This is a genomic window from Virgibacillus sp. L01 (genome assembly GCF_052246775.1).
In the GTDB taxonomy this organism is placed as follows: Bacteria; Bacillota; Bacilli; order Bacillales; family Amphibacillaceae; genus Lentibacillus.
Window position 1 is genome coordinate 60,598 of the sequence record NZ_JBQQCP010000010.1, and the last position, 11,990, is coordinate 72,587.

The following is an 11,990-nucleotide window of genomic DNA, read 5'->3' on the forward strand; positions in this document are numbered from 1 at the left end:
GACTTTTAAATACTTTTAATGATATAATATATTTACATATTTTTGTATTCAATTATATAAATAATGGTCATTAAATTAGTTTACCATAATTAGCTATGGGCAGCAATAGTTTTTACTATTGTTGTCTTTTTATTTTGTATTAAGAGCTTTTTAAGCTAATTTCATCAGTATAGCGAACTTACGAACCAACTCTTTTTATTCGCCCCAACATAACAGCTATATGCTAATCACCTCATTTTCAACTATTTTAATTAGGAATGTGAACTCTGAATTCTGTGCCCTTATGAATTGTCTTTCGACTATTGGAAAACATAAATGAGTGTAATTGTTTTTTCCTAACTAATACGGGGACAAGGAGAAGGGGGTACTGAAATGAATCCGTCAATCAATCCTGTAATTGGAATTACCAGTTCTATTGTTAATCACAATAATATTAAGAGTGTTAATTTGCACGAGAGGTTTATTCGTTCTGTAATACAAGCGGGTGGAATCCCAGTCATAATTCCAACCGGTACAAAAGATATGCCAGAAGTATGGGTATCCATCTGTGATGGTATTATTTTAAGCAGTGGAGAGGATGTCGATCCAAATTCGTATCGAGCAAACCCTGATCCCAGAATACAAAAAACCAATGAAAAACGTGATAAAACGGAAATTGGGCTTGTGGAACATGCTTTAAAACAGAAAAAGCCGATTCTTGCCACCTGCAGAGGAGCTACGATGCTAAACGTTGCTTTAGGCGGAACAGTTGTACAAGACATTGAATCCAATAAAGCAAATGCTATTAATCATTATCAGCAAGCAGCAAGACCTGAGCCCACTCATGAAGTTCAAATTGAGGGTGACAGTTGGCTTTATGAAATTCTCAATACTCCAATGCTTCGTGTAAATAGCATGCACCACCAGGCTATTGATGAAATCGCATCTGATCTTAGAATTGCAGCAGTTGCTCCAGATGGTATCATTGAAGCTGTTGAGGGAACAGGCAAATACACCAAGCTCTTATTGGGAGTACAATGGCACCCTGAAGAGATGGCTAGAGAGGATCCGACTATGCAAAAATTATTTCAAACGTTTGTAGGTGAGTGTATAAATACAGTACAGTAAAGGTAATAGCTTTTCTAATATTATAAAGGTTTTTAGGATGTGATTGTGATTGATTCCAGGCTGGAAAATATAAAATATGTGTGGTATGCGAGCTATGGTTCCAATTTAAGCAGAGATAGATTTTTATGTTACATAAAAGGCGGTAAACCAAAAGGAGCTGAAAAACTTGAGGTTGGGTGTAAAGATAAATCTCTTCCTGTGAAAGAAACGACATATATAATGCATTATCTTTTATATTTTGCAAAATCATCAGATCGTTGGCAAAACAAGGGAGTAGCTTTCATCGGATTAAATGAAGATGAAAAATATTATACATACAGCAGGAAATATTTAATAACAGTAGAGCAATTTATGGATGTGGTAAAACAGGAAAATAACGGTGCTGTATTGAATATAGATTTAATTGACATTATCAAGAATGGATCAAAAACACTTAGAGATTCATGGTATGGAACTATTTTGTATTTAGGTGAAGATGACGGATACCCAGTTCTTACATTCACGGCTGATTGGGACTTAGATGTTCCTTATAATAAACCATCTGAAGAATATTTAAGCATGATCATTAATGGTTTAAAAACAACTTTAGAACTCAAAGATACTGAAGTTTTAAATTATTTAAGTTCAAAACCAGGCGTCGCTGATAATTATAATAGAAACGAAATTGAAAAACTATTGTAGTGATATTTGAGCAGAATTACTGAACTTTATTCAAAACGTACGTCTGTCCAACATTCCAGGCGATAACAGGATAACATTTTTTTCACTGGGAAAGTTAGGAGTACTGGAGGTGAAAAAGTTGGCTGACGAAAAGAAGAAGAAAACGAAGGAAAATGTTAATACTGAGCTTAGTGGTATGGGGTTGTATGGAACCACGGGCAATGTAGAGGTTGAAGGTTACGAAATGTCTGGAGATATTGAAAATGCCGGGCAACTTGACAAAGGATTTAATAAAAAGAAGAAGAATATGGGAGCTAAAGCTTCGTTAAAAGATTCCCCGTAATATATTTTAGGAACTTAACTTTTGGTTAGACAAGGGGCTGGAGCTCCTTGTCTATTCGTATGCGTTATCTTTTAGAGACAAAAATCATAAATTATGTGTGTCACAAGATTGACACGATTTTTTTGAGTATTAAATGTGTTTTAGTTTGCGTATAGTCTTACAATTAACTTGAGGGAAAAATATTTGAGGGGATACTTATGCAAGCTCGTTTAGATTATTATGCAATTGCTCCTGAGGCCGCAAAAATAATGGTTGATTTTGAGAAATATTTAAAATCCACTCTTGATTCAACATTATTGGAATTGGTCAAAAGCCGGACGTGCATCACAAATAAATGGTTGTGCCTTTTGTTTGGACATGCATACAAAAGATGCTCGTTCTAAGGGTGAAACCGAACAGCGCCTATACGCATTAAATGCATGGAGAGAAACCGATTTTTACACTGAATAAGAACGTGCAGCATTAGCCCTAACTGAAGCAATAACCCAAATTTCTACAAATCCAATTTCAGATAAACTATACAACTCGGTCAGAGAGCATTTTGATGAAAAAGATTTTGTTGATTTGGTCTATGCAGTTAATACAATAAATAGTTGGAATCGTATTGCTATAACGATGCGGGCGGTTCCAGGTAAATACCAGCCTGCTAAAAATTAAGCAGACGAGAACAAATCCTTATAGTATTAAATCACCCCCTTCATCGTTTATGACGATGGAGGTTTCTTATTTTAAATTACTATATAATGACTAACTATTATACTACATATCTGATAAAATATAGATTATTATTTAAAATTATCAGAATTATTGAGCTGGGAGGTTAATTGATGGATCAGTTTATATCTCCGAAGAAAATCTATCATGGTGAAGGGTCCCTTACTAAGTTAGAGGATATTTTGCAAGAGTTAAAGGCTGAGAGAATTTTTATTTTAACAGATCCTGTTTTGAAAAGACTTGGGGTTATCGACCCTTTATTGGAGATTATGGCTAGATATGATGTGAAAGTTGATGTTGTTACAAACGTTGTTCCAGAGCCACCTGTCAAGGTTGGTGATCAGGTAGTTGAAGAAGTAAGAGAAAAGCAACCAGATTTAGTTATTGGAATTGGTGGTGGCAGTGCGCTTGATTTAGCAAAGATTGCTGCAGTACTTGCCGGTAATGAAGGTCATGTGGAAGACTACTTGAACTTGAGTGGAACAAGGAAGTTAATGAATAAAGGGCTGCCAAAGGTTTTAATCCCAACGACTTCTGGGACTGGCGCAGAAGTTACGGATATTGCAGTGTTTTCACTAGAAAATACAAAAGATGTAATTACACACGAGTATCTGCTGGCAGACTACGCAATCGTTGATCCTGCATTAACCTATACGTTACCGCCTAGGGTAACTGCTGCAAGTGGGGTTGATGCGCTTACTCATGCAGTTGATGCTTATACATCTGTGAATTTCACACCTTTAACTGATTCGCTTGCACTTGATGCAATGAAACGAATTGCCGGTAATATTCGAACAGCCGTGTGGAATGGCAATGACGAACATGCCAGAGATCAGATGGCCTTAGGCAGTTTGCTTGCCGGATTAAGCTTTTATAATGCGGGGGTCGCGGGTGTTCATGCTTTAGCTTATCCGCTTGGTGGATTATTTAAAATCTCACATGGTGAATCGAATGCCGTTCTTTTGCCATATGTGTATGATCATATATGGATGGCATGTATGGACAAAATGAAAAATATCGCTGTGGCTTTATCGCTGCCAACTGGTGGAAAGACAGACAGGGAAGTGGCCCAGCAAGTAGTAAGAAGTTTACTAGATTTAATCAAGGATGTCGGGTTGCCAACAACAATACGAGATTATAATATTAAATCACATGATATTGACGTTTTGACTGAAAACGGCGTACAACAGACGAGACTGCTTGCTAGAAGTCCTAAAGTGTTAGATGAGAAATCTATTAAACAGATTTACACGAATGCATATGAAGGTATTTTGCAAAATTCATAATAGCGAGGTTGAGATCAGATGTACCAGACAGTTATCGAGCCAAGAGTCTCTGAGACGGATGGGGTTGGACACATCAATAATACGGTGGTTCCAGTTTGGTTGGAAGCCGCACGGAATGATTTATTTCGATTGTTTATGCCAGACCTTTCCTTTGATGATTGGAAAATGATTATTTTAAATATGAATGTTGATTACGTTGGTCAGGTTTATTTTGGAATAGATGTAACTGTTTGTACATGGGTGAAGAGGATAGGGAATACCAGTCTGCAGTTATATGAGGAGATTTGGCAGGATGGACGGTTGTGTGTAAAAGGAACCGTCACATATGTGAATTATGATTTAAAGAAGCAAAAGTCTGAGCCAATACCAGATCTGGTTAGAAAAGAATTGGGATCACACCTATATTGAGAAGATTAGAAAAGGGTTAAGTTACTATTCCAACAGATGTTTTTACATATAAGTCAAAAAGTGGTAAAACAATTACAATTCGTGAAGCAAAACTACGGATGCAGAAGCGATGTTAGTTGCTTCCTCTGAAGTATTAGTCGATACGCCATATATGCTAAGTACCGTGGAAGATGTTAGAAAACTTGGCTTATCGCCAATCCCTAATAGCGAAAGCCTTAGTTGCACTTATGCAGTAAGAAAGTATTTATACTTTCTTATCTGCCAAAAAAGGTTAAATTAGAAGATATGCAAAAGTTAATTAATGCTTTTAACCGAAACCCAAATCATGTTCAGTATATTGCTGAAGCGGACAATATTTAGGTGGGTGCAATAGATTTCAGAAATGAAGAGAAAGATAAGATTAGTCATCAAGGCTCTTTTGGGATGACCGTGCTGCCGAGCTATCGAAACCATGGTATTGGAAAAGCATTATTACAGACGTTGGTTCACTGGACAAAAGCTAACAGTACCATCGAAAAAAATATGTCTGGAGGTAATGGAAGGGAATCAAGGTGCCATTACGTTAAATGAAAAATCGGGGTTTCGTGAGGAAGGTCGGAAAGTAAAGGGAGTAAAACTGAAAAATGCGTATCAGGATTTAATTTTAATGTATTTATTCCTCTGATGCATAAGGGACAAGGTTCCTGTCCCTTATGTCCCGTGAATATCTTAAGTTTATTTAGATAGTCACGTGGTATAAATAATTATGCTGTTTATTGCAGAAATTATTGTAATTGGAGGATTCAAAATGAGTAAGAAGAGTAAAGAGACGAGCAAAAGAAAGTTAATAGATTATCGGATTTTTGCGCCATCTTTACTTATTGTAATTTTAATCACTATCCCTTTTTCCATGTATGAGACAAAATCATTAAATCTGCTGAATAGCATTTTTGATAAGATTGTTGAAATGTTCACATGGGGTTATATTTGGTACGCAATTATATTAGTAATTGCAGCTTTATATTTGTCATTTTCGAAGTATGGCAATGTTGTTTTAGGTGATCCAACAGAAAAACCCAGGTTCACATTGTTCGAGTATTCCTCGATTCTAATTGCCATGGGACTTGGATCGACAATTATGCGGACTGGAATGGTTCAATGGGCGTCTGTTGCAAATGACCCACCAGCTGGTGTGGGTGCGGGGACAACAGAAGCTTTAATGTGGGGTAATTCCTACAGTATGTTTCTGTGGAGCTTCCAAGTTTTTGCCATCTTTGTCATGGCAGCACCTGCAATGGCTTATATTCTGCATGTTCGTAAAAAACCGTTTATGCGAATATCTGAAGCATGTCGTACCATTTTTGGTGACAAGTTTACCGACGGTGTTGGTGGCAAAGTCCTGGATGTTATCTTTCTTGTCAGTATCCTGTCGGGGGCCGCTGTAACCTTAGGGCTTGGAGCGCCAATTGTTACTTATAACTTATCAGAATTATTCAATATAGAGCTATCGTTTGGTTTAACGCTTGGTGTGACGATTATCTGGGTATTCCTATTCTCACTAAGTGCTTATTTAGGAATAGAAAGAGGTATTAAACGACTGAGTACCTTTAATATGTACCTTGCAGGAGCGTTTGCCTTATTCGTGATTATAGCGGGACCTGGAATATTCATTCTCAATTATTTTACAGATAGTGTTCGATTTTTATTATCAAATTATGTTAATATGTCGCTTTATACCAACTCTCTGGATATGGAAGGCAGCTCGCATATTGAAAGCTATACCGTGTTTTGGTTTGCTTATAGCGCGACATGGGCAATGTTACACAGTGTTTTTGCTGCAAAGATATCCCGGGGCAGAACAATAAAAGAAATGATATTAACCTATTTACTTGCGCCAACACTCATATCCTGGGTGGCAACAGGGGTGCTTGGAGGACTTGGCGTACACAGGTATCTGACCGGAGCTGTTCCTGTATTGGAAACAGTAAAAGAGGATTCTATGGCAGCGATACCGCAAATATTGTCTTCATTGCCAATTTCAACTATTGCTATTACAGTCTTTATTATCGTGGCTACCATTTTCCTGACGACGACTTTAGATTCGACAACGTACACGATTGCATCCTACACAGGTACAGAGAATATGAGTAAAGCAGAGCCATCAAAGACTTTACGAATAATTGTTGCGGCAATTATAACAGTAATTGCTTTAATACTGATGCGGATCGGTGGTCTTGCTCCATTGGAAGTGCTATCCGGTCTAATGGGTATACCAATTATCGTAATACAATTCCTGACAATTTACGCTGCTAAGAAAATGATGGATGAAGATCAGGCATGGTTAACTAATGTAAGGAAAGATAAATCTATGCAGCAGAATAAATAAAAGTGTGTTACTTGCACTTTAAGTAGTTCGGTTATGGAGTACAAAGACATTTTGTACCCTTGATTGAGCTGCTTTTTTAATGATTTTTGTGGTGAAGGGTGAAAAGTGGTTTTTATTCAGTTTTTACAGCGATTATTCAGTTTTAAATTGTCTTTTATACGATTAATCAGTTTTCGGCCATGGTTATTCAGTCTTCGTGCGTGTTTATTCGGTATTCAATTGGAATAATTCAGTTTTTAGCTTTCTGCGGGCCGACTTTCCATCTGGCGCATTTTAGCTTATCTTCAGACTAAGTAATTGATTAAATTTACGTAGTTTGAAATAATTGTACTTATGAAAAATAACTTTGTTCCAAAGGAGAAGTTGACGACCTTTGAGTTTATCTGATGTTTACGCTGGTTCTAAACGGTACTAATGGTAAACATTAATTAACAAGGAGAAATTTTTGTTCCTCTATAGGCAACATAGAAAGGTAGGAAAATAATGCAAAATTACCGTATTGATCAAAGTAAGGGAATGGAGTTTGGTATATATACATTAGGTGACCATTTACCAGATCCTTCAACAGGAGAGAGAATTTCTGCGGGACAACGCGTTAATGAAATTATTGATTATGCGAAGCTTGCTGATCAGGCAGGTATAGATTTTTTTAGTGTTGGTGAAAGTCATCAGGATTTTTTCGCAACCCAGGCACATTCGGTAGTCTTGTCTGCTATTGCTCAGGCTACAGAAAATATAAAAATATCCAGTTCTTCAACGATTATCAGTACATTGGACCCTGTGCGTGTATTTGAGGATTTTGCTACAATCGATTTGATTTCTAAGGGTCGTGCGGAGATAATTGCTGGTCGTGCATCCAGAGTAGGGAACTTTGATTTGCTAGGCTATAGCCTCCGTGATTACGAGGCTTTATATGAAGAAAAGTTTGATCTACTGCTGAAACTGAATGAAGAGGAAGTTGTCAATTGGAGTGGAGATTATCGACCGCCATTGAAGGATGCACGGGTTATTCCGCGTCCGCAAAATGGATCCATGCCGATATGGCGTGCTGTTGGTGGTTCACCTGCCAGCGCCAGAAAGGCTGGTAATGCTGGAGTTGGGATGTTCTTAGCTCATTTAGGTGGTCCAGTTACCGCCTTTAAACAAGCTGTTGATGCTTATCGTGATGCTGCCCAGCGCAGCGGATTTGATCCAGCTGAACTTCCGGTAGCGACTGCGGGGTTTTTCTATGCAGCAGAGACTTCACAACAAGCTTTAAAAGATATGTACCCCCATATCAATGAAGGGATGAAGCGAACGAACGGGCAAGGTTTTCCAAAGCAGCACTTCGCACAGGGCGTAGATCCACATAATGTCATGAACATCGGCAGCCCGCAAGAAATAATTGAAAAAATTCTTTATCAGCATGAAGTGTTTGGTCACCAGCGTTATATTGCACAAATTGACTTTGGCGGCGTACCATATGATCGGCTAATGAAAAATATTGAACTGATCGGGACAGAAATTTTACCAGCTATTAAGAAATATACAGCAAAATAGTAGGGGGAGTAAACATGAAGATTGTTGGGTTATCCGGTTCAATAGTCGGTTCAAAAACAAGGACAGCTATGGACTACACCATTAAAGCAGTTACAAAAAAATATCCAGATATAGAAGTGACATTAATTGATCTAGCAGAATATAATGTTCAGTTTAGTGATGGACGTAATTATTTGGAATATGATGGCGATACAAAATATATTGCACAAACATTAATGGAAGCAGATGCAATCATTATTGGTACGCCAATTTTTCAGGCATCTATACCAGCTACGTTGAAAAACATATTTGATTTACTTCCTGAAAATTCATTTCGTGATAAAGTTGTCAGTATGCTGGTGACAGCAGGTTCGCCTAAGCATTATTTGATTGCTGAAAATCAATTAAAGCCTATTTTAGGTTATATGAAAGCACAAATTGTTCAGACGTATGTATTTATCGAGGAAGAGGATTTCTATCGAAAAGAAATTACCAATGATGATGTGTTATTCCGCATTGATCGTTTAGTTGAAGATACAGTCGTATTAACAGAAACATATACGAGTATTCGTGAAGCAAAAGAAGCGGAGTACGACTTTTAGAAGAGTAATTGCATTTTGAAAGTGGCTAGGACCAAAGTGTTTTAGTTAAAGTGGAATCCGAACTAGGATTCAAAATAGTTCGGATTTATTTTTTTTGCTGATAGGTATAAACTGCGAGTTAGTGAAGGTTTTCTTTTGTTCTAATGGTAGTTGAGTGCTTACATTCGTTCCGGCAGAATACTTCGCCTTCCATGGGCACGACCTCAGCCTCCTTGTCCCCTGGCAAGGGGTATGCCGACGTTGTCCGCAAAGGACGGTTTTAGTCGGCCTTCATTTAGTTGCTTCTTCCGGGGTCTTCGGAACGTGCTGTTCCCATAGGAGCCTGCGTATTCTGCCTCCACTGATAGAGATTTCCTGATTAATAAGCAGTTATTTTCCATAAGATTAACGTTCCGCAGCGTTGGATTAGCACCCATCTTATAAGGAATAGAAGGAATTTAGATAAAGTTGTTTGCAGTTTATACTAACTATGTATTATATCCAGCCATTTAAAACGAACAATCAAACATCTTATATTGTTATTATTCGTCTTTAATATTAAAAAATTAGTTATGTCTCAGCTACTTTCTTTAATAGCATAAAACATTCAATCAAAGGAATAATATAGATGATTAAAACAAATGGAGGTTGCTTTTATGGTACAGCAGAATCTACATCAACAGTTACAGCAAGCGAGTCATCAGATACAGGATGCTCAAGAGGCTGCAAGGCTTGCGCAAGGATCAGATCCCCAATTGTTGGAGCAAGCTCTCAATCAGTTGCAGCAGGCAGAGCAGGTTTTGCAAAAGGCGCAGCAAGCAGGAACTGAAGCGACAGAAAACCCGCAATTTCAGCAAGCATATGAGCAGCTGCACGATACTCGTCAGCAAGTGCAGGAAGCACAGCAAAATAATAGTGATGTTTTATAACGCAATTTAGGTCAAGCGCTTATCCGTAATAAAGGAAGGCGCTTTTTATTTTGCGGATGAGTCTAGTCTTGTTAATTTTGAATTAACTAACGATAAACAGAAGTTTGTAAAATTAGGCTCAGTGAATTGAGTTTATCGTAGGAGTTTGAAATAATTGGAATTAAGTTAAATAGATAGTAAAACATAAGACCTCTTAGCAAATTTGCATACTTTCTTGATAATTTTGGGATATACTGAGACAAGCTAGGAGGTGGTTATGCGATGCACATGATGAATGGTTATGGTTTTTTTGGGTGGATAATGATTATATTTTGGATTGGATTATTTATTTTAGGAATTCTCCTAATTACAAATTATCTTAATGGTGGTCGCAAGAGGACCCCATTACAGATTCTAAAAGAACGTTTGGCAAAAGGAGAAATAAGTGAAGCAGAGTATGAACAGTTAAAATCCGTACTAGAACGCGATAAACGGGGGTAATGAGCATGAACCGACATACAGATATCATTAAAAAAAGGTACGATAGGATATCATCTGTTTTCGATGTGATGGATCATATGATTAGGTCATCGTGGCGTGAGGAGTTACTTGGTAATTTGCAAGGAGATATTTTGGAAGTTGGGGTGGGTACAGGGTCCAACATTCCATTCTATCCTTCAAACGCAAATGTCACCGGAATTGACTTCAGTCCCAAAATGCTGGCAAAGGCGTATGGCAAAACAGACAAGACTGAAGCTTCTATTACACTAAAAGAGATGGATGCACAACAAATGGATTTCCTTGATAATACGTTTGACGTTGTAGTTTCAACATGTGTTTTTTGTTCAGTACCTGACCCGGTTGCCGGATTTAAAGAAATTCGTCGTGTAGTGAAGCCTAACGGTAAGATAGTAATGCTTGAGCATATGCGGAGTGAGCATCCGTTTGCAGCCAGAATACTTGATGCTGTGAACCCGCTAACAGTAAGGATTGTAGGTGCTAATGTAAATCGTAAAACAATCGAAAACTTAGAAAAGGCTGGTTTAACAGTTAAGGAGCAAAACTATTTAATGACATCCATTATGAGAAAGTTGGTATTGACTCCTGAAAAATAAACGCTGCACATTACCATAACTGAATGGAGGTAGTACCAAATGATAAAAAAGTTAGTATTTCTTATTATAATTTTAACGGGAGTTTTAATAATTGGATGTAACAGTAATGACGATCAAGCATTTGAAGAGCCGTTTGATGGGATAGTAGAGCATGTTCATGGAATGGGGTATGCTGGAAATGATGGCGGATTATATTTTGCATCTCATACTGGCCTGAAAATTTATCGGGGTGGTGAATGGTTTGAAACGACGAAGAATTTTAACGATTATATGGGATTTAGTCCAGTTGATCAAGGTTTCTACACATCAGGACATCCTGGTAAAGATTCAGACTTACCGAATCCGCTAGGTATTCAGCGTAGCTTTGATGGTGGAGAAACTTTAAAAAGTATCGATTTTGTAGGTGAAACAGACTTCCATGAAATGGCTGTAGGTTATACTAGCCATGATATCTTTTTAAAAAATCATAAGGAAAATTCTAAGCTGGGTGTAGGTTTTTATATAAGTTCTGACAATGGAGAGTCGTGGGAAGGCGTTGTCGCTTCAGGTGTAGAAGGTGAGGTCTTTGCATTAGCTATTCATCCGTCTGATTCTGATTATTTAGCAGTAGCGACAACTACTGGTATTTTTCTGTCCAATGACAGAGGAAAGAATTTTAAGATGATAACCGAAAGTGTCCAGGGGACAGCTGTTTATTTTAATGAGAAAAATTTGATTTATGCAAGCTATGACTCTACACCATCCCTTGCTAAATTTAACATTAAAAATGGCGAGCAAGTGACAATTAATCTTCCAGAGTTAACTGAAGATGGGCCTGTATATATTGCCGAAAATCAACAAAATAATAAGGAGTTAGCTATTTATACTACAAAAGGAAATGCCTATATATCTGAGGATTCAACTGAAACGTGGTTGCAGATTTTGGAAAATGGAAAAGTAAAATAATGTTATAAGTCTGTCATCTATATTTAGAAATAAAGAGGTA

The 11,990-nt window shown here is 37.5% G+C and carries 12 protein-coding genes and 2 pseudogenes; all 14 read left to right on the plus strand.

Annotated elements, in window-relative coordinates:
- Positions 1–372 precede the first annotated feature (372 nt).
- The 14 genes and pseudogenes from ACTWQM_RS16770 (at position 373) to ACTWQM_RS16835 (ending at position 11,950) form a co-directional block, all read left to right on the plus strand.
- Entirely contained in the window at positions 373–1,107 is a 735-nt protein-coding gene (locus ACTWQM_RS16770) for a gamma-glutamyl-gamma-aminobutyrate hydrolase family protein (RefSeq protein ID WP_443259313.1), read from the plus strand.
- A 39-nt stretch (positions 1,108–1,146) separates the two neighbouring features.
- The gene (locus tag ACTWQM_RS16775) at positions 1,147–1,788 is read left to right on the plus strand and encodes a hypothetical protein (protein WP_443259314.1); all 642 of its coding nucleotides are present in this window, start codon (positions 1,147–1,149) and stop codon (positions 1,786–1,788) included.
- Between the two features lie 109 nt (positions 1,789–1,897).
- Positions 1,898–2,110 carry a hypothetical protein gene (locus ACTWQM_RS16780; RefSeq protein ID WP_443259315.1) on the plus strand — a complete coding sequence of 71 codons (213 nt, stop codon included), beginning with the start codon at positions 1,898–1,900 and terminating at the stop codon, positions 2,108–2,110.
- 197 nt (positions 2,111–2,307) lie between these two features.
- Positions 2,308–2,767 (plus strand): annotated as a pseudogene (locus ACTWQM_RS16785) (carboxymuconolactone decarboxylase family protein).
- A gap of 170 nt (positions 2,768–2,937) precedes the next feature.
- Entirely contained in the window at positions 2,938–4,110 is a 1,173-nt protein-coding gene (locus ACTWQM_RS16790; RefSeq protein ID WP_443259316.1) for an iron-containing alcohol dehydrogenase, read from the plus strand.
- Between the two features lie 18 nt (positions 4,111–4,128).
- On the plus strand, positions 4,129–4,518 hold the full coding sequence (locus ACTWQM_RS16795; protein ID WP_443259317.1) for an acyl-CoA thioesterase: 390 nt from the start codon (positions 4,129–4,131) through the stop codon (positions 4,516–4,518).
- 26 nt (positions 4,519–4,544) lie between these two features.
- Positions 4,545–5,182, plus strand: a pseudogene (locus ACTWQM_RS16800) (GNAT family N-acetyltransferase).
- 123 nt (positions 5,183–5,305) lie between these two features.
- On the plus strand, positions 5,306–6,883 hold the full coding sequence (locus tag ACTWQM_RS16805) for a BCCT family transporter (protein WP_443259318.1): 1,578 nt from the start codon (positions 5,306–5,308) through the stop codon (positions 6,881–6,883).
- Between the two features lie 483 nt (positions 6,884–7,366).
- Complete coding sequence (locus tag ACTWQM_RS16810; protein WP_443259319.1) at positions 7,367–8,422, plus strand: LLM class flavin-dependent oxidoreductase; 1,056 nt, start codon at positions 7,367–7,369, stop codon at positions 8,420–8,422.
- Positions 8,423–8,436: 14 nt separating this feature from the next.
- Positions 8,437–9,003, plus strand: a complete 567-nt coding sequence (locus ACTWQM_RS16815) for an NADPH-dependent FMN reductase (RefSeq protein ID WP_443259320.1) — start codon at positions 8,437–8,439, stop codon at positions 9,001–9,003.
- Between the two features lie 635 nt (positions 9,004–9,638).
- Entirely contained in the window at positions 9,639–9,911 is a 273-nt protein-coding gene (locus tag ACTWQM_RS16820; RefSeq protein WP_443259321.1) for a hypothetical protein, read from the plus strand.
- 261 nt (positions 9,912–10,172) lie between these two features.
- Positions 10,173–10,391, plus strand: a complete 219-nt coding sequence (locus ACTWQM_RS16825; RefSeq protein WP_092493887.1) for an SHOCT domain-containing protein — start codon at positions 10,173–10,175, stop codon at positions 10,389–10,391.
- Positions 10,392–10,396: 5 nt separating this feature from the next.
- Positions 10,397–11,005: a class I SAM-dependent methyltransferase gene (locus ACTWQM_RS16830; RefSeq protein ID WP_443259322.1), complete on the plus strand. Its 609-nt coding sequence runs from the start codon at positions 10,397–10,399 to the stop codon at positions 11,003–11,005.
- A gap of 39 nt (positions 11,006–11,044) precedes the next feature.
- On the plus strand, positions 11,045–11,950 hold the full coding sequence (locus tag ACTWQM_RS16835; RefSeq protein WP_443259323.1) for a F510_1955 family glycosylhydrolase: 906 nt from the start codon (positions 11,045–11,047) through the stop codon (positions 11,948–11,950).
- The last annotated feature ends 40 nt before the right edge of the window (positions 11,951–11,990 follow it).